We start from the raw sequence: 24,948 nt of genomic DNA, 5'->3' as shown, positions 1-24,948 counted from the left end.
GCGGGTTGGGCCGAGGGACGCTGCGCGCATGCCCGGGAGCGATCCGGCATGCCCGTACGCGCCCGTCGAGCACTCCCGCCCGGCCCCCAGCCGAGCGAGTGGAGAGCACTGTGACCATCGCGCCCGCAGATCCGGTTTCAGCGGAAGCGACCGGCGGTCCCGGGACCGCGCTGCTGCGCACCCTGACCGAACTGACCGCCGATCTGCCCGCCACCGACCCGGGCAAGGTCGCCGCCGCCGCGCTGCGCGGCCGGCACCCCGGTTCGGACGAGGCCGAGTTGCGGTCGCTGGCCACCGAGGCCTCCGCCGGCCTCATCGGCGAGGAGCCGGAGTACTCCAAGCTCGCCGCGCGCCTGCTCACCCTCGCCATCGCCGAGGAGGCCGCCGGACAGGGCGCCGTCTCCTTCTCGGCCTCCGTCGCCGTCGGGCACCGCGAGGGCCTGATCGCGGACGACACCGCCGCGTTCGTGGCGGCCCACGCCGAGCGCCTGGACTCCCTCGTGGACGCCGCCCTCCTCGACGGCGCCGACGACCGCTTCGGCTACTTCGGCCTGCGCACGCTCCACAGCCGTTACCTCCTGCGCCACCCGATCACGCGCGACGTGATCGAGACGCCGCAGCACTTCCTGCTGCGCGTGGCCTGCGGTCTGGCGGAGGACCACTCCGTCCGGGCCCTCGAGGACGTCGCCGAGCTCTACCGGCTCACCAGCACGCTCTCGTACCTGCCCTCCTCCCCCACGCTCTTCAACTCCGGCACCCGCCACCCGCAGATGTCCTCGTGCTACCTGCTGGACTCGCCGCTGGACGAGCTGGACTCGATCTACGACCGCTACCACCAGGTGGCCCGCCTGTCGAAGCACGCCGGCGGCATCGGGCTCTCCTACTCCCGCATCCGCTCGCGCGGTTCGCTGATCCGCGGCACCAACGGGCACTCCAACGGCATCGTGCCGTTCCTGCGCACGCTCGACGCCTCGGTCGCGGCCGTCAACCAGGGCGGCCGGCGCAAGGGCGCGGCCTGCGTCTACCTGGAGACCTGGCACGCGGACATCGAGGAGTTCCTGGAGCTGCGGGACAACACGGGCGAAGAGGCCCGCCGCACCCACAACCTCAACATCGCGCACTGGATCCCGGACGAGTTCATGCGCCGGGTCGAGGCCGACGCCGACTGGTCGCTGTTCTCCCCGGCGGACACCCCGGACCTGGTCGACCTCTACGGCGACGAGTTCGACGCCGCGTACCGCGCGTACGAGGCCGCGGGCAAGGCCGTCAAGACCATCCCGGCGCGGGTGCTGTACGCGCGGATGATGCGCACCCTCGCGCAGACCGGCAACGGCTGGATGACGTTCAAGGACGCCGCCAACCGCACCGCCAACCAGACGGCCGAGAAGGGCAAGGTCGTCCACTCGTCCAACCTCTGCACGGAGATCCTCGAGGTGACGGACGACGGCGAGACCGCCGTCTGCAACCTCGGCTCCGTCAACCTCGCCGCGCACCTCGGTGCCGACGGCGAGATGGACTGGGAGAAGCTGGACCGCACGGTCCGTACCGCGGTGACGTTCCTCGACCGCGTCGTGGACATCAACTTCTACCCGACCGAGCAGGCGGGCAACTCCAACTCCCGCTGGCGGCCGGTCGGTCTGGGCCTGATGGGCCTGCAGGACGTCTTCTTCCGCCTGCGGCTGCCCTTCGACTCGGCCGAGGCGAAGGAGCTGTCCACCCGGATCTCCGAGCGCATCATGCTCGCCGCGTACGAGGCCTCCGCCGACCTCGCCGAGCGGCACGGCCCGCACCCGGCCTGGTCCGCGACCCGTACCGCGCGCGGCGTGCTGCACCCCGACCACTACCCGAACGCCGTGGCCGGATGGGCGGACCGCTGGGAGGCGCTGCGCGCCCGTATCGCCACGGTCGGCATGCGCAACTCGCTGCTGCTGGCCATCGCGCCGACGGCGACCATCGCCTCGATCGCGGGCGTGTACGAGTGCATCGAGCCGCAGGTCTCCAACCTCTTCAAGCGCGAGACGCTCAGCGGTGAGTTCCTCCAGGTCAACACCTACCTGGTCGAGGACCTGAAGAAGCTCGGCGTCTGGGACCGCACGACCCGTGACGCGATGACGGACGCCAACGGCTCGATCCAGGACATGGGTTGGATCCCGAAGGAGGTCCGCGACCTCTACCGCACCGCGTGGGAGATCCCGCAGCGCTCCCTGATCGACATGGCCGCGGCCCGTACGCCGTACCTCGACCAGAGCCAGTCGCTGAACCTCTTCATGGCCTCGCCCACCATCGGCAAGCTCAGCTCGATGTACGCGTACGCCTGGAAGCAGGGCATCAAGACCACGTACTACCTGCGGTCGCGCCCGGCGACCCGGATCGCCCGCGCCGCTTCGGGCGCCACGACCATCCCGGTGCAGCAGGCCGCGCCCGACGCGGACGCCATCGCCTGCTCCCTTGAGAACCCCGAGTCCTGCGAGGCCTGCCAGTAATGCCCTCCGAGAAGAACCTTCTTGACCCCGGCTTCGAGCTGACGCTCCGTCCGATGCGGTACCCGGACTTCTACGACCGCTACCGCGACGCGATCAAGAACACCTGGACCGTGGAGGAGGTCGACCTCCACTCGGACGTCGCCGACCTCGCCAAGCTCTCGCCGGGCGAGCAGCACATGATCGGCCGCCTGGTCGCGTTCTTCGCGACGGGCGACTCGATCGTCGCGAACAACCTCGTGCTGACGCTGTACAAGCACATCAACTCCCCCGAGGCGCGGCTGTACTTGTCGCGGCAGCTCTTCGAGGAGGCCGTGCACGTCCAGTTCTATCTGACGCTGCTCGACACCTACCTCCCCGACCCGGACGACCGTGCCGCGGCGTTCGACGCCGTCGAGAACATCCCCTCGATCCGCGAGAAGGCCCAGTTCTGCTTCAAGTGGATCAACGAGGTCGAGAAGCTCGACCGGCTGGAGACGAAGGCCGACCGCCGTCGCTTCCTGCTCAACCTGATCTGCTTCGCCGCGTGCATCGAGGGCCTGTTCTTCTACGGCGCCTTCGCCTACGTGTACTGGTTCCGCTCGCGCGGTCTGCTGCACGGTCTGGCCACCGGTACCAACTGGGTGTTCCGCGACGAGACGATGCACATGAACTTCGCGTTCGAGGTCGTCGACACCGTGCGCCAGGAGGAGCCCGACCTCTTCGACGACGAGCTCCAGCAGCAGGTCACCGACATGCTGAAGGAGGCCGTCGAGGCGGAGCTCCAGTTCGGCCGCGACCTGTGCGGCGAGGGCCTGCCGGGCATGAACACCGAGTCCATGCGCGAGTACCTGCAGTGCGTCGCCGACCAGCGCCTCCAGCGCCTGGGCTTCCCGGCGGTCTACGGCTCGGAGAACCCTTTCTCCTTTATGGAGCTGCAGAACGTCCAGGAGCTGACCAACTTCTTCGAGCGGCGCGCGTCCGCGTACCAGGTCGCGGTGGAAGGCTCGGTCTCGTTCGACGACGAGTTCTAGACGACGCGTTCTGAGACGCGACGCGTAAAACGTGCGGCAGGGCCGCCGGGTGGTGAATGCTGTCCGGCGGTCCTGCCGTTTTCGTGTTTTTCGTGGAGTATGCGGAGGCTTGTGCGCGATGCGAGTGATGATGATCGTCAAGGCGACCGAGGAGTCCGAGGCCGGCGCCCTGCCGTCCAAGGAACTGATCGCCGCGATGGGGAAGTACAACGATTCCCTGGTCAAGGCGGGAGCGTTGCTCACCGCCGACGGGCTGCGGGCCTCGTCCGAAGGTGCGCGCGTGGTGTTCGCCGGCGGGAAGCCGAGCGTGATCGACGGGCCGTTCCCCGAGACCGAGGACCTGGTGTCCGGCTACTGGATCATCCAGGTCGAGTCGATGGACGAGGCCCGGGAGTGGGCCACGCGCATCCCCTTCCGGGACGGGGTCGTCGAACTCCGCCCGGTCTTCGAGCCGTCCGACTTCCCCGCCTGACCGGAACCGCCCGTCAGCCGTTGACCGTCCGTCAGTCGTTCTCGACGACCGGGTAGCGCGGGGTGCCCTCCGCCATCTGCTTCAGCGCGTCCTTGCGGTCGCGCTTGGAGAGACGGTCGATGTAGAGGTAGCCGTAGAGGTGGTCGGTCTCGTGCTGGAGGCAGCGGGCGAAGTAGCCGGTGCCGCGGACCGCGATCGGGTTGCCCTTCATGTCCTGGCCCCGCACGACCGCGTAGTCGGGGCGGGCCAGGGAGGCGTAGGCGGTCGGCACCGACAGGCAGCCCTCGTTGGAGTCGTCCAGCACCCGCTGCTCGGCGGGGAGTTCGTCCAGAACCGGGTTGCAGACGTGGCCGACGTGGCGCACGCCCTCGTCGTCCATGCAGTCGTAGACGAAGACCTTCAGGTCGACGCCGATCTGGTTGGCGGCCAGGCCGACGCCCTCGGCGGTGCGCTGGCTGGTGAACATGTCGTCGACGAGCTGCGCGAGGCCCGCGTCGAACTCGGTGACGTCCTTGCACTCCCTGTGCAGCACCGGGTTGCCGAAGACGGTGATCGGACGGGAGGTGCCACGCTCGCGGTGGGCGAGCTCACGCTCCTCACAGTCCTCGGTGTCCACGATGAACTCGTCGTTCACCGGCTGCTCGGTCTCTTGCTGCGCCATGACCGCCGTATGCCTCTCTCACAACCCGAAAGCAATATCGTGCCCTGAATCCACTGGGCCCCTACAGGGTACGGGCCGTGCCCGGCCTCCCCCTAGCAGACCTCTTCCAGATCCCGCCACTCGCGCGTGTCCGGGCTGTCGGCGACCCAGCCGTCCAGCAGCCCGCGGACCAGCCCGGCGGGGGCCGCGATCCCGCACTCGCGCTCGGGCACCCACAGCAGGCCGGAGCCCGCGGTGCGGTGGCCGAGGGGGCCGGGGTGGCCGGGCTCGCTGTGGTCGTGGGGGTCGAGGTGCTCGCCGTCGCCCTCGTCGCTGGGCATCCGGCTCTCCGAGCAGGTGCGGCACAGCAGACGTACGGAGGAGGACCAGTCCTCCGCGGCGAAGCCCGCGTCGGCCGCGAGCCGCTCCAGGGCGTCCCGGTCGGCCTCGGTGGCGGCCTCCAGCAGGACGACCCAGGTGGGCACCGGCGAGGGGGCCCACAGTTCGATCTCGTCGAAGACGGGGTAGGACGGCCCGGCCGCGGTCACCCGCTCGCCGTGCGGGACACCGTCGTGCAGCACGACCTCGCCCCAGCGGCGGCCGGAGGAGGGCAGCGGGATGGAGAGCACCTCCATCCGCGCCGGGTCGAGTCTGCGGCCCCACACGACCTCGGCCTCGCCCTCCGGCGAGAGCCGCACGGCCGCGCTGCCCAGCTCCATGCCGACCGGCTCGCCGGCCGGACTGCCCTCGCCGGGCACCCGCAGCCCGTACGCCTGCCAGGCACGGCGGGCCAGCGGCCAGTCCTGGAGAGCCGTGGCGGCGATGCCCACGTTCCACCAGTCCGGGGCGCCGGCCTCGCGGTCCAGCAGGGCCACGGCCCGCAGGCCGGCGGTGCGGGCCTGCTCCCAGTCGTGCCGGAACTTGTGCAGGAGCGCGAGGTTGAACCACGACTCGGACAGCCAGGGCTCCATGTCGGCGGCACGCGTCAGCAGCGCGCCCGCGTCCTCGTACCGGCCGTCGCCGATGAGAGTGAAGGCACGGTCGGTGGCCTGCCGCCACGAGGCGGAAGGCCGGTGTCGTACCTTGCCGAAGATCCTCACGATGTTCGCCTGCTGCCTTCTCGACGTCCCGCGTGCACCCACGCCGGATGGCCCAGGTGACGGGCACCGTCCTCCCTGACGGTGGCCTGCCACACCTTGCTCACGTCCCGGCCCGTGGGCCGGACCGCCGCTGCGGGGAGCGACGCCCCACCGGTCTCCTTGCCGACGACGGCGCCCATGACACCCCCCGATCCCGCTGTCTCGCCATTCTCTTCGTCACGCGCCCTTTTACGGCGTCTCTTCGCATCCAACCATGCCCCTTCGGACGCCCGCTCATTACCCGTGGGTTAGTCGCGCTACTCGGACCTCCCGCGGAGTCTCACGGGTCCGAGAGCACCGGCTCGCCCCGCGCGAGCACCCGCGCGAGCGCCTCCACGACCCGGGGCTCGTGGTCGTACGCAGTCGCCCTGCGCAACCGCTCCAGCGCGCGCCCCGGCCGGCACGGCGGACGGTCCGGCGTACCCCCGGCGAGGTCGTCGTAGGCATTGACGGTGCGGACGATACGGGCGGCGAGCGGCTGCTCACGGTAAGGATCCGCCTGGCGCTCCACGACCCGGGCGACCTCGGCCGGCACCCCGGTCCGGCGCACGACGTCGCCGCCCAGGCGGGCGATGCGCCGGCGTTCGTCGGGCGGCAGCGACTCGGTCGCCCCGGCAGGCCCCGGGTCGGTGAGTGAGAGCCTGCCGACGTCGTGCATCAGCGCCGCGTACTCGACCACGGTGAGGCCGGCCTCCGACAGGCCGAGCTCGCGGCCCACCGCCCGGCTGAGGCCGGCTACGCGCCGCGTATGGCCGGCGGGGGCGCAGCCGGCGATTTCCGTCGCGCGGGCCAGGGAGGAGGCGGTCTGCCGCCAGGTGGTGCCCGCGGCCTCGCCGCGCGGGCCGGAGAGCTGGAGGAGCAGCAGCGGGAGGCAGCACAGCGGCAGCGTCCACAGCCCGGCGACGGCGGGCGCGAGCGCGGCCACCACGCCGGTCGCGCAGACCGCCGGGCAGGACGGGGCCAGCGCGCGCAGTTCCTCGAGCAGGGCCGTGCCGTACGGGCCCGCGGTGCGGGCGCGGGCGAGCGCGGCGGCGAGCAGCGCGTCGGCCAGGACGGTCAGGGCGATCAGGAACAGCAGGAACGGTGCCCGGCAGGGGCCGTCGCACGACCAGCCGAGGCGGCAACAGGCGGCGGCGAAGGCCGTGTTGAGGACGCGGCGGGTGACATGGTCGAGCGCGGGCGGACGGCCCGCCGCACCGGCGAGGGTGGCGCCGGACACGACGGCCACGGCCTGGCAGACGCCGTGCGTCGCGGTGCACCCCCCGATGTCACCCAGCAGGGCGTAGGCGAGCGAGCCGGCGGCGGCGACGGGGGCGCCCGGCGCCGTCCCGGCCGACGGGAGACGGCGGGCCGCCTCGCCGAGGGCGATGATCAGGCCGTACGCGCAGGCGGCGCGCGGTTGCGCGAGGCCGTGCCAGGCGGTCGCGGTCAGCGCGAGCAGGGCGCCCGCGCCGGTGGCGGCGTGGAGGCGGCGGACGGCGGCCGGGGCGCTCACCGGGGGCCGCCCGGGTGCGCGGGACGTTGATCAGGAGGGACGTTTCGGCGGGCCGGAACTGCGGTTTCGTCCCGACTTACGGCCCGGTTCTCGACCCGGTTCTCGGCCAGGTTTTCGACCCGGCTCTCGGCCCGGTTCTCGGCCTGCCAGCCGTGGCGGTCGAGCGCGCGGGAGAGTGCGGCGACGATCCGGGGGTCGAACTGCGATCCGGCGCAGCGACGGAGCTCGGCGAGGGCGACGGGCACGGGGCGGGCGCGGCTGTAGCTGCGGGTGGAGGTCATGGCGTCGAACGCGTCGGCGACGGCCACCACCCGGGCGGACTCCGGGATCTGACGTCCTATCAGACCCAGGGGGTAGCCGCTGCCGTCGATCCGCTCGTGGTGGTGGAGGATCGCCGCCCGGGCCTCGCCGAGGAAGCCGAAGTCGCGCACCACCTCGTGGCCGTACTCGGGGTGGCGCTGGAGGATCCGCCGCTCCTCGGGGGTGAGCGGGCCGTCCTTGCGCAGCAGCCGGGTGGGGATGCCGAGCTTGCCGACGTCGTGCAGGGTGCCCGCGAAGCGCAGCACCTCGAGCCGGTCGCCGCCCATGCCCAGCTCGCGGGCGATCAACACCGAGGCGCGGCCCACGCGTTCGCTGTGGCCGCGGGTGTAGCGGTCCTTGAGGCCGACGGCCTGCACCAGCGCGCGGATCGCGGCCTGGTGCGCGGCGCGCTCGTGCCGCCGGCGGTCCAGGGCCCGGGCACAGACGGACAGCGGCAGCAGCACCAGCAGCGCCGCCACCGGCCCGTACGGGCTGCGCCACAGCAGGGCCGTCAGCAGCGCCGCGGGCCCGTGCACCAGCACCGGTACGGGCGTCCCCCGCAGCATGCCGCTCCAGGCGGTGCCCGGCGGGACGTTCTCGGCGGCGACCCTGATGGCGCCGTCGAGAACGGCGACCACGAGGGAGAGCACGAGCGCCGCCGCGAGCGCGGCCGGCAGCGCGTAAGGGAACGCCGCGTGCGGGAAACCGTGCGCCGGGGCGTGCGCGAAGGCGAGGAGGTGCGCGAAAGCGTGGACGTGCGCGAAGACGTACGCCGCGGCGCTCGCGGCCAGCGAGTACATGGCGGCGCGCCACACCCTGCGCTCCCACACCGGCCGCTCGCCGGCCCGGCCCGCGAGCGCGCCCGGCACCGCGACCAGCCCGGCGGCGGCGGGCGGCAGCAGCAGGGACGCGGTGAGCAGGACGGGCGTCAACAGCGGCCAGCGCGGCGCCCGTTCACCGACGACGCCGACGGCCGCGAGCAGGGCCGCGCTCCCCCAGGCGACGCCCGTACCGGCGCCCACGGCGGGGGCGTCGCACAGGACCGCGGCGAGCACGGCGCACGCGATGCCGCGCCGCGCCGTCGCCGGCAGTGCCGCCATCGCACGTCCCCCGTCCCTCGGGCGGCCGTCGGACGCGGTCGCCCGGCGTGCTCGCCAGGACGGTGAGAATAGGCGGACGCCGACAGGGAGACGGCCCTATCCCGCCGATCCGCCGTCCGTTCGAGTGACGCGTGGGAGCGGGCGGTTTGGATCAGTCCTGAACGGCACCGCGGGCCTCGGCCTCGGCGGCCCTGGCCTCGGCGACGACGTCCTGCTCGGGGACCGCCTGTCCGGTACGGATCAGGTCGATCCGGCCCATCACCTTGGACCGGAGATCGGCGGGCACGTCGTCGTGTCCGCAGCAGCGCTTGACGAGCTTCTTGACCGCCTGCTCCAGGCCGTACTTCTCCAGGCACGGGGAGCACTCGTCGATGTGCACCTCGAACTTGGCGCAGTCGCCTTCGGGCATCTCGTGGTCGAGGAACTCGTAAAGGTGGTCGAGGACTTCAGAGCAGTCCGTCTCGTGCGGGTCTCCGCAGCTCATGAGTCCGAACCTTTCCGATTGTGCGACTCGTCGGAACCGTTCGACGCGGAGGCGGCCCCGGCCGGGACCAGTCCGCGCTCGCGGGCGTAGTCCTCCAGAAGTCCGCGCAGCTGACGACGGCCCCGGTGGAGCCGGGACATCACCGTGCCGATCGGGGTACCCATGATGTCCGCGATCTCCTTGTACGCAAACCCCTCGACGTCCGCGAGGTAGACCGCTATACGGAATTCCTCGGGAATGGCCTGGAGGGCCTCCTTGACATCGGAGTCGGGAAGGTGATCGAGCGCCTGGGACTCGGCGGACCGCAGGCCCTGGGACATATGCGACTCGGCACGCGCGAGCTGCCAGTCCTCGATCTCCTCGGACGCGCTGCGCAGCGGCTCGCGCTGCTTCTTGCGGTACGAGTTGATGAAGGTGTTGGTCAGGATCCGGTAGAGCCACGCCTTGAGGTTCGTACCGTCACGGAACTGGTGGAAGGATGCGTACGCCTTGGCATACGTCTCCTGGACCAGGTCCTCCGCGTCCGCGGGATTGCGGGTCATCCGCAGGGCGGCGGAGTACATCTGGTCGAGGAAGGTCAGCGCGTCACGCTCGAAGCGGGCACTGCGCTCCGCCGCGCTCTCGGCGGACTGCCGCTCCGGCTCGTGGTTCGTCCCCGCGTCGGTCCCGGTGACCGGACCCACCTCCTCCGAACTCGTGGCGGAGCCCTCTGCGGACCCGCCCGTTTCGGAGAATAGACGACGATCCGCCCGGCCCGCCCCTCCGGCAGAGGACGGCAGGGACCCGCCCATGACCGGCCAACCGCTGTAGGCCGTCTGCGGACGGGACAGGCATGCGATCGAACCCATTGCGGGGATCTCCCATTCCTTTGTCATGTGCCGGTACGTGACTACGACTGACACAACACCCGTACCGCGTGTGTCATTCCCGTTCGTCCAGCCAGGTCAGAACGGCGTCCGTGAGCACGGTCATTGCGTCCTCCTGGGTGACGTCCGCCTTCTTCGGCACGGCGAACCCGTGATCGCCGCCGGGCACGGGGACCGGGGCGGTGCCGGACGGGAACTCCTCGGGGCGCCCGAACGGGTCACGGGCACCCTGCACGACGAGGGTGGGCAGGCCGGTGCCGAGCAGCTCGTCGGCGCGGGACTTCTCCGGGCGGCCCGGCGGGTGCAGCGGGAAGCTCAGCGCGAGCACGGCGACCGCGCCCAGGTCACCGGCCGTCCGGCAGGCCACGCGCGCGCCCGCGCTGCGGCCGCCCGCGACGACGGGCACGCCGGGGGCGGTGAGCGCCGGCCACAGGGCGCACCAGGCCTCGTCCAGGACGCGGGGCGCGGGCGCGACCTTGCGGCCCGCGACGCGCCAGGGCTGTTCGACGAGCGCGACGGTGATGCCGTGCGGGGGCAGGGCGGCGGCGAGCGCCGCGAGGTCCCGGGCCTCGATGCCCCCTCCCGCGCCGTGCCCGAGGGCGAGCACGAGCCGCGGCTTCGCGGGGGCCGGGTGCCAGTGAACGCGCGCGTCCCCGCCGGGGGTTTCCACTGTCTCTACGGTCACGGGCCCATCCTGCCGTCCCACACTCTTCAGAACAGCGCCGCCTTCAGAACAGCGTCGCCTCCTCGGGCGCCTCGAGTTCGGCGAGCAGTTCGGGACCGTTGTTGCGGACGTCGCTGACCGCGGTCGCGACCGGGTAGGCCCGCATCCGCCCGGCGGGCGGCGGCGTGAGCAGCGCCCGCAGCTCCTCGGGGTCCGTGTGCGCCGGATCCAGCCACGCCGCCCACCGGTCGGGCGGGAGGACGAGCGGCATCCGGGGGTGGATCGCGGCCAGGGACCACGGTCCGCCCTCGTGCCCCTCCCCCGCGAACGGCTCGGTGTCGGCCTCCGTCGTGATCACCGAGCACGTCACGCGCCAGGCGTCCGGGTGGTCGTCCGGCAGCGTGCGGTCCCGCCAGAACTCGTACAGCCCGGCCATCGCCATCACGGAGCCATCGGCGGGCAGGACGAAGTACGGCTGCTTGCGCGGGCGCTTGCGGCGGCCCTTCTCCTCGAGCTCGCGCTCCTCGGCGCCGGTGACCCACTCGTAGTAGCCGTCGGCGGGCAGCAGACAGCGGCGGGCCTCGAAGGCCCGCCGGAAGGAGGGCTTCTCGTGGACGGTCTCCGCCCGGGCGTTGATCATCCGGGCCGCGCCGTCCGGGGACTTGGCCCACGAGGGCACCAGTCCCCAGCGCAGGGTGCGCAACTGCCGTACGGGCCGCGGGTCCCCGGAGCCCTTGAGCGGGCGCTCGAGCACCGCGTGGACCTGTTTGGTCGGGGCCACGTTCCAGTCGGGGGCCAGAGTCTCCTCCGGCTCCCACAGCTCCACTTCGAAGAGCCCGGCCAGATCCTCCGGCCTCCGGCTCGACGCATACCGCCCGCACATCGTTCGGGCACCTCCCCTTTCGGCTCACTCCCCGTACGCCCATGCTGCCTCAGGTGTCACGCCTTGTGGGGAACCATGGCCCGGTCCCGGCCGTCCCTCAGCAGGGACGACCAACGCACGCGCACGAGGAAAGCGGCTCACGCATGGACACCACCGCCACCACCCTGTGGGACCGCGTCTTCGGCACCCAGCCCGCCCCGTCCCACTGGACGGTGATCGTCACCGCGCTGGTCGCGCTCGCGGCCGTCACCCCGCACGGTGTCTGGCGGGTCACCCGCAACGCCATCACCATCGCCCACGAGGGCGGCCATGCGCTGGTGGCCCTGCTCACCGGCCGCAGCCTGAGCGGCATACGCCTGCACTCCGACACCTCCGGGCTGACCGTCTCGCGCGGCAAGCCGACCGGCCTCGGCATGATCCTCACCGCCGCCGCCGGCTACACCGCGCCCTCCCTGCTGGGCCTCGCCGGGGCCGCGCTGCTGGCGGCCGGGCACACCACCGCACTGCTGTGGGGCGCCGCCGCGCTGCTCGCCGCGATGCTGGTGATGATCCGCAACGCGTACGGCGTGCTGACGGTGGTGGTCGCCGGGGCAGCGTTCGTCCTGGTCTCCTGGCTGGCCGACGCCGAGGTGCAGGCGGTGTTCGGCTACGGGGTGGTCTGGTTCCTGCTGCTCGGCGGCATCCGCCCGGCCTTCGAGCTCCAGCACAAGCGGCGCCGGGGCGGTGCCGGGGACTCGGACGCGGACCAGCTGGCCCGCCTGACCGGCATCCCGCCCGCCATGTGGCTGCTGCTGTTCCACGTCGTGTCGCTGGCCTCGCTGGCCGCCGGGGGCCGCTGGCTGCTCGGAGTGTGACCCGGAAACGAGCCACTAAGGTTGAGGGCATGACCGAGAGCCCTGCGCACACCGACCTCTGGCCCGCCCCGGCCGCGACCTCAGCCGTCGACGCGACCGTCACCGTGCCCGGCTCCAAGTCGGTCACCAACCGCGGTCTCGTCCTCGCGGCGCTCGCCGCCGAGCCGGGCTGGCTGCGCCGTCCGCTGCGCTCCCGGGACACCCTGCTGATGGCCGAGGCGCTGCGCGCCATGGGCGTCGGCATCGAGGAGGGCGTAGGCCCGGACGGCACCGGCGAGGCCTGGCGCATCATCCCCGCCCGGCTGCACGGCCCCGCCACGGTCGACGTGGGCAACGCGGGCACGGTCATGCGCTTCCTGCCGCCCGTCGCCGCGCTCGCCGACGGCCCCGTCCGCTTCGACGGCGACCCCCGCAGCCACGAGCGCCCGCTGCACGGCGTGATCGACGCGCTGCGCGCCCTCGGCGCCCGTATCGACGACAACGACCGCGGCGCACTGCCGCTGACCGTCCACGGCGCGGGCGCCCTGGACGGCGGGCCGGTGCAGATCGACGCGTCCTCGTCGTCCCAGTTCGTCAGCGCCCTGCTGCTGTCGGGGCCGCGCTTCAACCAGGGCGTCGAGGTGCGGCACGTGGGCGGCGAGCTGCCGTCCATGCCGCACATCCGGATGACGGTCGACATGCTGCGGGCGGCCGGCGCCCAGGTGGACACGCCGGAGTCGGGCGGCGAGCCGGACGTCTGGCGGGTCTCGCCCAGCGCGCTCCTCGGCCGCGACATCGTCGTCGAGCCCGACCTGTCCAACGCCGCGCCGTTCCTGGCGGCGGCCCTGGTCACCGGCGGCCGGGTCACCGTCCCGGACTGGCCCGAGCACACCACCCAGCCCGGTGACGCGCTGCGCGACATCTTCACCGCCATGGGCGGAACCTGCGAACTGACCGACGCCGGGCTGACCTTCACCGGCACCGGCCGCGTGCACGGCATCTCCGCCGATCTCCACGAGGTCGGCGAGCTGACCCCGGTGATCGCCGCCGTCGCGGCGCTCGCCGACTCCGAGTCCGAGCTGCGCGGCATCGCCCACCTGCGACTGCACGAGACCGACCGGCTGGCCGCGCTCGCCAAGGAGATCAACGAGCTCGGCGGCGACGTGACCGAGACCGCCGACGGCCTGCGCATCCGCCCGCGCCCCCTGCACGGCGGCGTCTTCCACACCTACGAGGACCACCGGCTCGCCACCGCCGCGGCCGTCATCGGCCTCACCGTCCCCGGTGTGCAGGTGGAGAACGTCGCGACCACCGCCAAGACCCTCCCCGACTTCCCGGGGCTGTGGGCCGGGATGCTCGGATCAGCCGCGGGAGCGACAGCGGTGCCGAGAACCTGAGAGACCTGGACGACCCATGCGCCGCTATGGCAAGCACACCGACGAGGACGACGTCCGAGTCCGCCCCAACCGCAAGGGCAACCGGCCGCGGACCAGCATCCGCCCGAAGCACGAGGACGCCGCCGAGGGCTTCGTCATCACCATCGACCGGGGCCGTCTGACCGTCCTCGTCGAGGACCGCATCGTCATCGCCATGAAGGCGCGCGAGCTCGGCCGCAAGGGCGTCGTGGTCGGCGACCAGGTCGCCGTGGTGGGCGACCTGAGCGGCGACAAGGACACGCTCGCCCGGATCGTCCGGGTCGAGGAGCGCCGCTCGGTGCTGCGCAGGACGGCCGACGACACCGACCCGTTCGAGCGGGTCGTGGTCGCCAACGCCGACCAGCTGGCGATCGTCACCGCCCTGGCCGACCCCGAGCCGCGCCCCCGGCTGATCGACCGCTGCCTGGTCGCCGCGTACGACGCGGGCCTGGAACCGCTGCTCGTACTGACCAAGTCGGACCTGGCCCCGGCCGAGACCCTGATGGCGTCGTACGGGGCGCTGGGCGTGCCGTACGTGGTCACCAACCGGCTGGAGCTGGCCGACGGCGATGCCGCCGAGCGGGTGCGCGAGCGGCTGGCCGGGCGGGTCACCGCGTTCGTCGGGCACTCCGGCGTCGGCAAGACCACCCTCGTCAACGCCCTGGTCCCGGACCGGCAGCGGGCCACCGGCCGGGTGAACGCCGTCACCGGCCGCGGCCGTCACACCACCACCTCGGCCCTGGCGCTGCCCCTGCCGGGCGGTTCGGGCTGGGTCATCGACACCCCGGGCGTACGGTCCTTCGGGCTGCACCACATCGATCCCTCGCGGGTCATCCACGCCTTCCCCGACCTCGAGCCCGGCACGGAGGACTGCCCGCGCGCGTGCAGCCACGACGAGCCGGACTGCGCGCTCGACCAGTGGGTCGAGGACGGGCACGCCGATCCCCAGCGGCTGTACTCCCTGCGCCGCCTGCTCGCCACCCGCGAGCGGCGCGAAGGCGACTGATCGCCTACGTTTGCGAATGACCGCCGCTGGCAAGGGCATCAGCATGCCCGGGACGGGCGGGGCGGTCGTCGACACGGGAGGCAATCCGATGGCATGGCTGCTGGTCGTGGTCGCCGGTCTGCTGGAGACCGGCTTCGCCGTCTGCCTGAAGCTCTCGCACGGCTTCACCCGGCTCTGGCCGACGATCGCCTTCGCCTGCTTCGCGCTCGGCAGCTTCGGCCTGCTGACGCTCGCGCTCAGACGCCTCGACGTGGGCCCGGCGTACGCGGTGTGGACGGGCATCGGCGCGGCCGGCACCGCGATCTACGGCATGGTCTTCCTCGGCGACCTGGTCTCCACGCTCAAGCTCGTCTCGATCTCCTTCGTGATCGTCGGCGTGATCGGCCTCCAGCTCTCCGGCTCGGCGCACTGATTCCTCAGGTCCTGTGGTCCAGGAGGGCGCGGACCACATGGGCGACATGCTTCGCCGCCTCCCCGTCGGACGCCGCCGGGCAGACCACGTAGGACAGCGTCACCCGTACCGCGATCTCACAGGCCAGCCGCGTCACATCCGGCTCCGCCGGCTCGCCGGTCAGTCTGACCGCGGCGGTGGCGCTCTCGCACATGCGGTCCATCAGCACCGGCGGCGACGGGGCGCCCCGCGCCGCCGCGGGCGGCGTACGCGGCGCGGGCACGGCCGGGACCGCCTGGGCCGGCAGCCGCTCCCCGCGGCACCCCGTGAGCGCGGCGTGGACGAGCGGGTTCGTACGGGCGGCGCGCAGGGTCCAGGCGGCGGCCGCCGCGCAGCACTCCCCCGCGTCCGCGCCGCTCCGCGCGGCGGCATCGGCCAGGGAGCGCTCCACCCCGGCGAGGAAGGCGTCCGCCTCCCGCCGCACCAGGGCCCGGGCGAGGCCGTCCTTGCTGCCGAATTCGTTGTAGAGGGTCTGCCGGGACACCCCGGCCGCGGCGGCGACATCGACCATCCGGACCCCGTGCCAGGGCCGGGTGCCGAGCGCCGCGAAGGCCGCGTCCAGCAGGAGTTCTCGTGCCGCGGGCATCGTCGCCTCCCCGGCCGTACGGTCCGCACGAGTATTGCTGACCCGTTGCTGCCACAGAATTGACGCGTCGCCACACGGTGTCAAGAGGTCCTGCGTCGCGAGCGTGGCCCGACCGATGAGCACACCGACGCGGGTAGTGTGCCTGGCATGTCCGACTACCACGATGATCTGCGACTGGCCCATGTCCTTGCGGACGCCGCCGACGCGGCCACCATGGACCGGTTCAAGGCCCTCGACCTGAAGGTCGAGACCAAACCGGACATGACACCGGTGAGCGAGGCCGACAAGGCCGCCGAGGAACTGATCCGCGGCCAGCTTCAGCGGGCGCGCCCGCGCGACGCCGTACTCGGCGAGGAATTCGGCAGCGAGGGCACCGGCCCGCGCCGCTGGATCGTCGACCCGATCGACGGCACCAAGAACTACGTCCGCGGCGTGCCGGTCTGGGCCACGCTGATCTCCCTGACCGTGTACGAGAACGGCGCCTACCAGCCGGTCGTCGGCGTGGTGTCGGCACCCGCGCTCGGGCGCCGGTGGTGGGCGGCGAAGGGCGCGGGCGCCTACACCGGGCGCAGCCTGATGTCGGCGACGCGGCTCCAGGCCTCGCGGGTCGAGCGGATCGAGGACGCGTCGTTCGCGTACTCCTCGCTCTCCGGCTGGGAGGAGCGGGGGCTGCTCCCGGGCTTCCTGGACCTGACGCGCGCGTGCTGGCGCACGCGGGGCTACGGCGATTTCTGGCCGTACATGATGGTCGCCGAAGGCTCGGTGGACATCTGCGCGGAGCCGGAGCTGTCGCTGTGGGACATGGCGGCGAACGCCGTCATCGTCGAGGAGGCCGGAGGCCGGTTCACCGGCCTGGACGGACGTCCGGGGCCGCACAGCGGCAACGCCGCCGCCTCGAACGGCCTGCTCCACGACGAACTGCTGGGCTACCTGCGGAAGTGACCGCGAAGGGGGTGCGTACCGGGAATCCCGGTACGCACCCCTTGTCGTTGCCCCGGCATCGTGTGACGATGAAGGCCGCCACACTTGTGAACTTGTGAAAACCCGTGATGACGACCCGTCATATCCGACGCACAGTCACGACGGAGGTGGCCCATGCTCGTCCGCGACGCCATGACCTCGATGGTGCTCACCATCGGCCCCGCGCACACGCTCCGGCAGGCGGCCCGGCTGATGTCCGCGCGCGGCGTCGGCGCGGCGGTCGTCCTCGACCCCGACTCGGGCGGTCCCGGCATCCTGACCGAGCGCGACATCCTCAACGCGGTCGGGAACGGGCTCGATCCCGACCGGGAGGACGCGCGCGACCACACCACGACCGACGTCGTCTTCGCGGCCCCCGGCTGGACCCTCGACGAGGCCGCGGCGGCCATGACGTCCGGCGGCTTCCGGCACCTGATCGTCCTCGACCGCCACGAGGTCGTGGGCGTGGTGTCGGTGCGCGACATCATCCGCTGCTGGGCACCGGCCCGCGAGCACGCGCTGAGCCGGTGACGGCCGAAGAGGCCGGAGCCCTGTGGCGTCCGGCCTCTTCGGTTGGTACGGCAAGGGCGTCAGCCGCGCAGGGCCTGGACCGCGGCCTCCAGCCGCTTGCCGTAGTCGGGGTCGGCCTGGCGGAAGTTGCCGATCGCCCGCTCGGCGATCTCGTCCCGCGAGACCTTGGCGATGAAGCCCGCCAGGTTGTCGATGAGGCGCTCCTTCTCCTCCTCCGACATCAGCCGGTAGAGGTTGCCCGCCTGGACGAAGTCGTTGTCCTCGGCGTGCGACGGAGCCTCGTGGTTGCCGCTCGCCCCGGTGAAGGGGGCCGGCTGCCACAGCGGACGGTCCGTCTGGACCGGGCCGCCGAAGCTGTTCGGCTCGTAGTTCTTCGACCGGCCGTGGCGGCCGTCGTAGGCGTAGCCGTCCCGGCTGTTCGTCCGGGCCTCGGTGGCGTGCGGGCGGTTGACCGGCAGGTGGTCGGCGTTGATGCCGACGCGGTAGCGGTGCGCGTCGCCGTAGGCGAACAGACGGCCCTGGAGCATCTTGTCCGGGGACGGGCCGATGCCCGGCACGAAGTGCGCCGGCGAGAAGATCGACTGCTCGACCTCGGCGAAGATGTTCTCCGGGTTGCGGTTGAGCTCGAGCCGGCCGATCTCGATCGGCGGGTAGTCCTCGTGCGGCCACACCTTGGTGAGGTCGAACGGGTTGAAGCGGTACGCGGCCGCGTCCTTCGCGGGCATGATCTGCACCTGCACGGTCCAGCTCGGGAACTCACCGCGCTCGATGGCCTCGCGCAGGTCGCGCTGGTGGCTGTCCGGGTCCTCGCCGGCCAGCTTGTTGGCCTCGTCCTGGATGAGGCTCTTGATCCCCTGGTCGGTCTTGAAGTGGTACTTGACCCAGAAGACCTCGCCGGCCTCGTTGTTCCACTGGTAGGTGTGCGAGCCGTAGCCGTTCATGTGGCGGTACGAGGCGGGGATGCCGCGGTCGCCGAACAGCCAGGTCACCTGGTGGGTGGACTCGGGCGAGAGCCCCCAGAAGTCCCAGACGTTGTCCGCCTCCTGCGAGCCGGTGTACGGGTCGCGCTTCTGGGTGTGGATGAAGTCCGGGAACTTGATGGCGTCCTTGATGAAGAAGACCGGGGTGTTGTTGCCGACGAGGTCGTAGTTGCCCTCCTCGGTGTAGAACTTCAGCGCGAAGCCGCGCGGGTCGCGCACCGCGTCCGCGGCACCCAGGTTGCCCGCCACGGTGGAGAAGCGCAGAAACGTCTCGGTCTGCTTGCCCACCTCGGAGAGGAACTTCGCCCGCGTGTACCGCGTGACGTCCGCGGTCACCGTGAAGGTGCCGTACGCACCCGCACCACGGGCGTGCACGACGCGCTCCGGGATGCGCTCGCGGTTGAAGTGCGCGAGCTTCTCCATCAGCAGCTGGTCCTGCACCAGGACCGGGCCGCCGACGCCCGCGGTCTCGCTGTTCTGGTTGTCCGCGACCGGAGCGCCGGACTCCGTGGTCAGCGGGCCCGTAGTCACCTTGGCCTCGTCCTGAACCGACACGTGCGCCTCCGTCATCTCGTCCTGCATCCCTGGCCTGAACCGAGGCCGAGTCTTACATTGGACTATGTCTAAGTCAAGATGAGCTAGATATAAATATGGGTTCCATGGGTGGACGAGGCCCACTGCTACGCTGGTGCTATCTGACTGATGGGTGAATGGCATGAGTGACCTGCTGGAACGGCTCCGAGGCCGCGGATGGCGGCTGACCTCGCAGCGGCGCGTCGTCGCCGAGGTTCTCGACGGGGACCACGTGCACTACACCGCCGACGAGGTGCATGCCAAGGCGGCCGAGCGGCTGCCGGAGATCTCCCGCGCGACCGTCTACAACACGCTCGGGGAGCTGGTGACCCTGGGCGAGGTCCTCGAGGTGAGCACGGACGGGCGCGCCAAGCGCTACGACCCGAACGCCCACCACGCGCACCAGCACCTGGTGTGCTCCCGGTGCGGCACCATCCGCGACGTCCACCCCGCCGGGGACCTCCTCGGCGACCTTCCGGCGGCGGAACGCTTCGGCTTCCAGGTCTCCGGGGTCGAGGTGACCTACCGCGGCGTCTGCCCCGACTGCTCGACGGAATAGCGCACAGCACGAAGGCCCGGATCCTCGAGGATCCGGGCCTTCGTCTTGAGTAGCGGGGACAGGATTTGAACCTGCGACCTCTGGGTTATGAGCCCAGCGAGCTACCGAGCTGCTCCACCCCGCGTCGGTGAGACCAACTGTAACCCCAGCACGGGAAGACGCGCAAACGGCTTACGGCACCGGTCTCACGCCGAGAGCTCCTGCTGCAGCGCGTCCCGCAGCCGCGCGGCCCGCTCCGCCACCTCCGCCGGGCCGTACTCGACGGCCTGGGCGCACCAGAGCTGACCCTCCGCCAGGTCGCCCCGCCGCGCCGCCAGGAGCGCGAGCCGCAGCGCCGCGCGCCCGTGACCGGCCTGGGCGGCCCGGGTCCACCACAGCGCCGCCTCGGGCTCGCTGCCCTCCCGGGCGAGCAGCAGCCCGAGGTTGAACGCCCCGTTGCGGCTGCCCGCCTCGGCCGCCTCGCGGTACCAGCGGGCGGCCTCGACCACGTCACCGCGCTCGGCGACGAGCATCCCGAGCCGCACCTGGGCGCGCCGGTGGCCGTCCCGGGCGGCCCGGGTGTACCACTCCTCGCACTCGTCGGCCGGCCCGTCCTCGCGGTCGAGGAGTGCGCCCAGCCGGAAGGCGGCCTCCGCGTTGCCCCCGCGCGCGGCGACCCGCAGATGGCGCTCGGCCGCCCCCTCGTCGCCCTCGCGCAGCATGACCATGGCGACCTGGAGGGCCGCGTCGATGTGCCCGGCGGCGGCGGCCCGCTCGTACCACTGGAACGCCGCCCGCTCCTCGCCCCTGCCGGAGTGCAGGATGCCCAGGTTGAACGCGGCATCGACGCTGCCCGCCTCGGCGGCCTTGGAGAACCACGGCTCGGCCCCGGCCGCGTCGCCGACCTGGAGCAGCTGCACGGCCAGCGCGTTGGCTGCCTCCCGGTGCCCGGCGTAGGCGGCGCGGCGGTACCACTGCTCGGCCTGCGCGGTGCGCCCCTGTTCGGCGCAGAGCAGGCCCAGGTTGTACGCGCCGTTGACGTCCCCTGCCTCCAGCGCCGTCCGGTACCAGCGCTCGGCCTGCTGGGTCTCGCCGCGGTCGGCGTGCAGGGCGCCCAGGGCGTTGGCGGCGTTGCCGTCGCCGTCCTGGGCGGCGCGGCGCCACCACACGGCGGCGCTCTCGGTGTCACCGGCGTCGCGGAACAGGAAGCCCAGGGCGCAGGCCGCCCGCGACTCCCCGTCCTTGGCGGAGGTCAGGTACCAGCGCGCGGCCTCCTTGGTCTCGCCGCGCCCCTCGAGCAGGGTGCCGAGGTGCAGGGCGGCGCGGCGGTGGCCGCGGGCCGCGGCCTGCCGGTACCACTGCTCGGCCTCGGCGGCCACGCCCCGGCCCGCCGCCGCGGCCCGCAGGTCGCGGACGGAGGTGTCGCCGCCGCCGACGGACGGGTACCGGGTGCCGGTGGACGGGCCGAGGCTCGCGGCGATCCCGCCGGGCCCGGCGCTTCTCGCGGCGCCGGGTGCCCGGCCATCGAGGATGCGCGCCAGGCGGTACGCCGCCTCGCGGTGCCCCCGCTCGGCAGCGGAGCGGAACCAGCGCTCCGCGCCCACGTCGCTGCGGTGCTCCAGCAGGTCGGCGAGGGCGTACGCGCCGAGCGCGTGCCCGGACTCGGCGGACTGGCGCAGCCAGTACTCGGCGGCCGGCTCGTCGCCGCGCTCGCGGTGGTAGCGGCCGAGCGCGTGCGCGGCCGCCGCGGACCCCGCGACCGCGGCGACGCGCCACCAGGCGGCCGCTTCGTCGGCGTACCCCTTCTGGTGGAGCAGGACGCCGAGGTTGTTGGCCGCGGAGCGGTCCCCCTCCGCCGTCGCGGCCCGCAGATGGCGCTCGGCGCCGTCGAGGTCGCCCCGGCGCAGCAGGAGGGCGCCGAGCATGCTGAAGGCCGCGGGGTCGCCGGTCTCCATGGCACGGCGGCGGGCGGTTTCGAGTTCGAGGTCGGCCGCCTCGGCGGCGGCGGGGTTCTGCGTGGGACCGGTCGCCTGCGCGCCGATTGACGCCGGGTCAGAGCTGCTCTGGTCGCTCCCGTGACCGGGAGCGGCGGCAAGCCGACGTGCCTCCACCAGCCTCGTCTTGTCCCCCATGAGTCCCATCGTCGCACTCCCGCAACCTGCGTACACCAGGATTACCGCAGCCAGTGAGGTCACTTCAGCGTTTTGTCGACTTCCCGACTTCCCGACACAGCGGTGCCCCAAACTCTAATCAAAAGCCCCCCACACAACCCGCACAGAGCAGCGTGGCGTCCGATGCGAACACTGATCCGGGGTGTGTCCGCCCGGCATACGCCCCCGACATACGCCCTGACATACGACAAGGCCCGGAGTACGAGACTCCGGGCCTTGTCCTTGAGTAGCGGGGACAGGATTTGAACCTGCGACCTCTGGGTTATGAGCCCAGCGAGCTACCGAGCTGCTCCACCCCGCGCTGTTGTGGCACAACCGTACCACGAGCGCGGGGCGGGGCCCGGGTCAGCTGCCCGGCTTGCCCTCCTTCCGGCCGCCGTCCTTGTCGCCGGCCTTCTCGGCGGCCGCCTTCTCGGCCTTGCTCGCCCGGTCCAGCGCGTCCTTCAGGGCCTTCTGGGCCTTGTCATACGCCGTCAGGTCCTTGTCCTCCAGGGCCTTCTGCGACGCGTCCCACGCGTCCTGCGCGTCCTTGAGCGCCTGCTGCACGGTGGCGTCCTGGCCCGAGGGCTTGCCCGGCGGCTGGGTGGTACCGGGCGGCGGGGGCGACGAGCCCTTCACCCCGAACACCACGTCGAGCGCCTGCGGCAGGGTGTCCTCGAACGCCGTCCGTTCGCCGTAGGTGACCAGCACCTTCTTCAGCTGCGGGAAGTTCGCCCCCGCACCCCGGACGTAGACGGGCTCCACATAGAGCAGCCCGTCCTCGAGCGGCACGGTGAGCAGGTTGCCGTACTCGATCTCCGAGTCGCCCCGCTTCAAGATATTGATCTTGTTGGCGATCTCGGTGTCACCGTTGAACTTGCTCTGCACCTGCCGGGGGCCGGAGACCGTCCGGTCGGAGCGCAGCTTGAGGATTCTGATCTTGCCGTAGTCGTCGCTCTTCGCATCGGCGTCCACCGCCATGAACGCGCCGAGGTTGTCGCGCCGGTTCGGGGTGAACGTCGTCGTGAGCGAGAACGTCTGCTCCTTCTGGTCCGGCATCTTCATGCTCAGGTAGTACGGCGGCACCGCGTGGTCCGACTTGTTCGTCGGGTCGTCCGGCACCTGCCAGCGCTCGCTGCCGGTGTAGAACGTCTCCGCGTCCTTGACGTGGTAGCGGGTGAGCAGATCGCGCTGGACCTTGAAGAGGTCCTGCGGGTAGCGCAGGTGGCTCAGCAGGTCGTCACTGATCGCCGTCTTGGGCTTCACCGTGCCCGGGAACGCCTTCATCCACGTCTTGAGCACCGGGTCCTGCTGGTCCCACTGGTACAGCGTGACCGTGCCGTCGTACGCGTCCACGGTGGCCTTGACCGAGTTGCGGATGTAGTTGACCTGGTTCTGCTGGGCCACCACCGCCCGCTGACCGGTCGTCAGCGAGTCCGCGGTGGAGTCGCCGAGGGTCGTCCGGGAGGCGTAGGGATAGCCGTTGGACGTGGTGTAGGCGTCCACGACCCACTGGATCCGGTTGTTGATCACCGCGGGGTAGGAGTCGCCGTCGATGGTCAGCCACGGGGCGACCGCCTCGACGCGCTCCTTGGGCGTGCGGTTGTAGAGGATCCGCGAACCGTCGCCGATGGCACCCGAGTAGAGGATCTGCGGCTCGGCGAAGGCCACGGCGTACGCCGCGCGGTTGACCGGGTTGGACAGGCTCACGCCGCCCTTGCCCTTGAACCTGTAGCTCCGCTCACCCTTGTCGCTGGAGTAGTCCAGCTCCTCCTGCGGGCCGCCCACGATCGAGTACTGCGTGGTCTTCTCGCCGTAGTACACCCGCTGCTCGTACGAGCCGAGCTTGCCGGTGGTCGGCAGGTCCCGCTCCAGATAGTCGGGCTCGCCCTGGCTGTCGGCGGAGGTGCCCTTGGCGGCGATGGCGCCGTAGCCGTGGGTGTACTTGAAGTGGTCGTTGATCCAGTTGCGCTCGGGGATGCCGCTGAGGTTCAGCTCGCGCAGACCGATGACCGTGTCCTGCTCCTTGCCGTCGATCTTGTAGCGGTCGACGTCCAGGGTGGACGGGAACTGGTAGTACCCCTTGCCCTGCTGGCGCTGCTGGAACGCCGGGGACACGATGTTCGGGTCGAGGATGCGGAGGCTGGCCGTGGAGTCGGCCGCGGCGCGCAGCTTCTGCTTGTCCTTGTCCTTGATGTCGCTCGCGCCCGCGTAGTCCTTCTCCTCCGCGCCGTCGATGCCGTACGCCGTGCGCGTGGCGTTGATGTTCTTCTTGATGTACGGCGCTTCCTTGGCCTGCTCGTTCGGCTGGACCTGGAACTTCTGCACGATCGCCGGGTACAGCCCGCCGATCAGGATCGCCGAGAGCACCATCAGCCCGAAGCCGATCACCGGAAGCTGCCAAGTGCGCCGCCAGAGCGTCGCGAAGAACAGCACGGCACAGATCAGCGCGATGATGAAGAGGATCGTCTTGGCCGGCAGATAGGCGTTGGCGTCCACATACCGCAGACCCGTCCAGCCCTCGGTCGACTTGAGCCCGCTGGACTTCACGGCCAGGCCGTAGCGGTCCAGCCAGTAGGCAACCGCCTTGAGGGTCACGAAGACGCCGAGCAGGACGGACAGATGGCCCGTGGCCGCCGCGGTGGCGCGCTCGCCCGGGCTCGTCAGCCGCAGCCCGCCGTACAAGTAGTGCACGAGCGCGGCGGCGATCAGCGACAGGACGGCCGCCGCGAAGCCGAAGCTCAGCAGGAAGCGGTACCAGGGCAGATCGAAGGTGTAGAAGGAGATGTCCTTGTGGAACTGCGGGTCCTGCTGGTGGAAGGGGACGCCGTTGATCCACAGCAGCCAGGTGCGCCACTGCCCCGCGGCGGACGCGCCGGCGACCAGCCCGACCATCGCGGTGACCGCCAGCAGCACCCACCGCTTGTACGGGGCGATGCTCATCCGGTAGCGGTCGAGGCTCTGCTGCTCCACGGACATGGCGCTCAGCGGCGGGCGCAACCGGTGTGCCAGCCAGATGTTGAGCCCCACCGCCAGGGCCATCAGCAGCCCGAAGACCGCGAAGAGACCGATCTTGGTACCGAGCGTGGTGGTGAACACCGAGGAGTAGTGCACCGATCGATACCAGAGCCAATCGGTCCAGAACCCGGCGAACATGACGAAGAGCATGGCCAGCGCTGCCAGCACGCCCAAGGTCATCAGCAGGGTCCGGACGCGCCGGGACGGCCGGCCGACTCTTATCCGCGGCCCTGTCGGGCCTCCGCCGCGGTCCGGCATCTGGAAAGCCAAGGTGCGCACCTCGAAGTTCGCTGTCAGTGGGGCTGTCGATCGGGGCCCTGGGGATAGTAGGACCCCAGTGTGGCAACTTACCGAGGGCTTACTCGGTTCCC

22 protein-coding genes and 2 tRNA genes are annotated in these 24,948 nt (G+C 71.8%); 10 read left to right on the top strand and 14 right to left on the bottom strand.

What is annotated here, in order from left to right; all coding sequences use genetic code 11:
- The first annotated feature begins 110 nt into the window (after window positions 1-110).
- The 3 genes from ACV530_RS20115 to ACV530_RS20105 all read left to right on the top strand — a co-directional run bounded on the left by ACV530_RS20115 (window position 111) and on the right by ACV530_RS20105 (window position 3,965).
- Window positions 111-2,483 carry a ribonucleoside-diphosphate reductase subunit alpha gene (locus ACV530_RS20115; protein WP_494333931.1) on the top strand — a complete coding sequence of 791 codons (2,373 nt, stop codon included), beginning with the start codon at window positions 111-113 and terminating at the stop codon, window positions 2,481-2,483.
- On the top strand, window positions 2,483-3,493 hold the full coding sequence (locus ACV530_RS20110; RefSeq protein WP_494333930.1) for a ribonucleotide-diphosphate reductase subunit beta: 1,011 nt from the start codon (window positions 2,483-2,485) through the stop codon (window positions 3,491-3,493). The genes ACV530_RS20115 and ACV530_RS20110 overlap by 1 nt, the downstream gene beginning before the upstream one ends.
- Window positions 3,494-3,611: 118 nt before the next feature.
- Entirely contained in the window at window positions 3,612-3,965 is a 354-nt protein-coding gene (locus ACV530_RS20105; RefSeq protein ID WP_494333929.1) for a YciI family protein, read from the top strand.
- A 31-nt stretch (window positions 3,966-3,996) separates the two neighbouring features.
- Here ACV530_RS20105 and def read toward each other — a convergent pair whose 3' ends face one another.
- From def to ACV530_RS20065, 8 genes are all read right to left on the bottom strand, one after another.
- Window positions 3,997-4,626: a peptide deformylase gene (gene def, locus ACV530_RS20100; protein WP_494333928.1), complete on the bottom strand. Its 630-nt coding sequence runs from the start codon at window positions 4,624-4,626 to the stop codon at window positions 3,997-3,999.
- Window positions 4,627-4,718: 92 nt separating this feature from the next.
- The gene (locus ACV530_RS20095) at window positions 4,719-5,705 is read right to left on the bottom strand and encodes a tetratricopeptide repeat protein (RefSeq protein WP_494333927.1); all 987 of its coding nucleotides are present in this window, start codon (window positions 5,703-5,705) and stop codon (window positions 4,719-4,721) included.
- Window positions 5,706-6,024: 319 nt separating this feature from the next.
- Window positions 6,025-7,239, bottom strand: a complete 1,215-nt coding sequence (locus ACV530_RS20090; protein ID WP_494333926.1) for an HD-GYP domain-containing protein — start codon at window positions 7,237-7,239, stop codon at window positions 6,025-6,027.
- Window positions 7,236-8,639, bottom strand: coding sequence for an HD-GYP domain-containing protein (locus ACV530_RS20085; RefSeq protein WP_494333925.1), 1,404 nt, complete (start codon window positions 8,637-8,639; stop codon window positions 7,236-7,238). Before ACV530_RS20085 ends, ACV530_RS20090 begins: the two co-directional genes overlap by 4 nt.
- 151 nt (window positions 8,640-8,790) lie before the next feature.
- Window positions 8,791-9,123, bottom strand: a complete 333-nt coding sequence (rsrA, locus tag ACV530_RS20080) for a mycothiol system anti-sigma-R factor (RefSeq protein WP_494333924.1) — start codon at window positions 9,121-9,123, stop codon at window positions 8,791-8,793.
- Window positions 9,120-9,806, bottom strand: a complete 687-nt coding sequence (locus tag ACV530_RS20075; RefSeq protein ID WP_494333923.1) for a sigma-70 family RNA polymerase sigma factor — start codon at window positions 9,804-9,806, stop codon at window positions 9,120-9,122. Before ACV530_RS20075 ends, rsrA begins: the two co-directional genes overlap by 4 nt.
- A gap of 238 nt (window positions 9,807-10,044) precedes the next feature.
- Window positions 10,045-10,674, bottom strand: a complete 630-nt coding sequence (locus tag ACV530_RS20070) for an alpha/beta hydrolase family protein (protein ID WP_494333922.1) — start codon at window positions 10,672-10,674, stop codon at window positions 10,045-10,047.
- Window positions 10,675-10,717: 43 nt separating this feature from the next.
- Window positions 10,718-11,536 (bottom strand): SOS response-associated peptidase, encoded by an 819-nt coding sequence (locus tag ACV530_RS20065; protein ID WP_494333921.1) that lies wholly within the window; start codon window positions 11,534-11,536, stop codon window positions 10,718-10,720.
- Between the two features lie 143 nt (window positions 11,537-11,679).
- Here ACV530_RS20065 and ACV530_RS20060 point away from each other — a divergent pair, with 143 nt between their 5' ends.
- The 4 genes from ACV530_RS20060 (at window position 11,680) to ACV530_RS20045 (ending at window position 15,202) form a co-directional block, all read left to right on the top strand.
- A complete protein-coding gene (locus ACV530_RS20060) occupies window positions 11,680-12,390 on the top strand; it encodes a M50 family metallopeptidase (protein ID WP_494333920.1) in 711 nt (236 codons plus the stop codon).
- Between the two features lie 29 nt (window positions 12,391-12,419).
- Window positions 12,420-13,766, top strand: coding sequence for a 3-phosphoshikimate 1-carboxyvinyltransferase (aroA, locus tag ACV530_RS20055; protein WP_494333919.1), 1,347 nt, complete (start codon window positions 12,420-12,422; stop codon window positions 13,764-13,766).
- A 16-nt stretch (window positions 13,767-13,782) separates the two neighbouring features.
- A complete protein-coding gene (rsgA, locus tag ACV530_RS20050; RefSeq protein WP_494333918.1) occupies window positions 13,783-14,790 on the top strand; it encodes a ribosome small subunit-dependent GTPase A in 1,008 nt (335 codons plus the stop codon).
- Between the two features lie 88 nt (window positions 14,791-14,878).
- Entirely contained in the window at window positions 14,879-15,202 is a 324-nt protein-coding gene (locus tag ACV530_RS20045; RefSeq protein ID WP_494333957.1) for a DMT family transporter, read from the top strand.
- Between the two features lie 4 nt (window positions 15,203-15,206).
- Here ACV530_RS20045 and ACV530_RS20040 read toward each other — a convergent pair whose 3' ends face one another.
- Window positions 15,207-15,827: a TetR/AcrR family transcriptional regulator gene (locus ACV530_RS20040; RefSeq protein ID WP_494333917.1), complete on the bottom strand. Its 621-nt coding sequence runs from the start codon at window positions 15,825-15,827 to the stop codon at window positions 15,207-15,209.
- Window positions 15,828-15,974: 147 nt separating this feature from the next.
- On the opposite strand from ACV530_RS20040, the gene hisN reads away from it, so the two are divergent.
- Entirely contained in the window at window positions 15,975-16,769 is a 795-nt protein-coding gene (gene hisN / locus ACV530_RS20035) for a histidinol-phosphatase (protein ID WP_494333916.1), read from the top strand.
- A 153-nt stretch (window positions 16,770-16,922) separates the two neighbouring features.
- Window positions 16,923-17,318 (top strand): CBS domain-containing protein, encoded by a 396-nt coding sequence (locus tag ACV530_RS20030; RefSeq protein ID WP_494333915.1) that lies wholly within the window; start codon window positions 16,923-16,925, stop codon window positions 17,316-17,318.
- Window positions 17,319-17,377: 59 nt separating this feature from the next.
- Here ACV530_RS20030 and ACV530_RS20025 read toward each other — a convergent pair whose 3' ends face one another.
- Window positions 17,378-18,880, bottom strand: coding sequence for a catalase (locus ACV530_RS20025; protein ID WP_494333914.1), 1,503 nt, complete (start codon window positions 18,878-18,880; stop codon window positions 17,378-17,380).
- 133 nt (window positions 18,881-19,013) lie between these two features.
- Between ACV530_RS20025 and ACV530_RS20020 the strand changes: the two genes are divergently transcribed.
- Window positions 19,014-19,430, top strand: coding sequence for a Fur family transcriptional regulator (locus tag ACV530_RS20020; RefSeq protein WP_494333913.1), 417 nt, complete (start codon window positions 19,014-19,016; stop codon window positions 19,428-19,430).
- 50 nt (window positions 19,431-19,480) lie between these two features.
- Here the strand turns inward: ACV530_RS20020 and ACV530_RS20015 are convergent.
- The 4 genes from ACV530_RS20015 to ACV530_RS20000 all read right to left on the bottom strand — a co-directional run bounded on the left by ACV530_RS20015 (window position 19,481) and on the right by ACV530_RS20000 (window position 24,835).
- Window positions 19,481-19,554: transfer RNA gene (locus ACV530_RS20015), tRNA-Met, on the bottom strand.
- Between the two features lie 61 nt (window positions 19,555-19,615).
- Window positions 19,616-21,550, bottom strand: a complete 1,935-nt coding sequence (locus tag ACV530_RS20010; protein WP_494333912.1) for a tetratricopeptide repeat protein — start codon at window positions 21,548-21,550, stop codon at window positions 19,616-19,618.
- A gap of 257 nt (window positions 21,551-21,807) precedes the next feature.
- A tRNA-Met gene (locus tag ACV530_RS20005) sits at window positions 21,808-21,881 on the bottom strand.
- Window positions 21,882-21,925: 44 nt separating this feature from the next.
- Window positions 21,926-24,835: a UPF0182 family membrane protein gene (locus ACV530_RS20000; protein ID WP_494333956.1), complete on the bottom strand. Its 2,910-nt coding sequence runs from the start codon at window positions 24,833-24,835 to the stop codon at window positions 21,926-21,928.
- Window positions 24,836-24,948: the final 113 nt, after the last annotated feature.

It is taken from the genome of Streptomyces sp. SX-6 (assembly GCF_059089585.1).
Note: the sequence above shows the minus strand (reverse complement) of the source record. Positions and strands in the feature narration are given on the sequence as shown.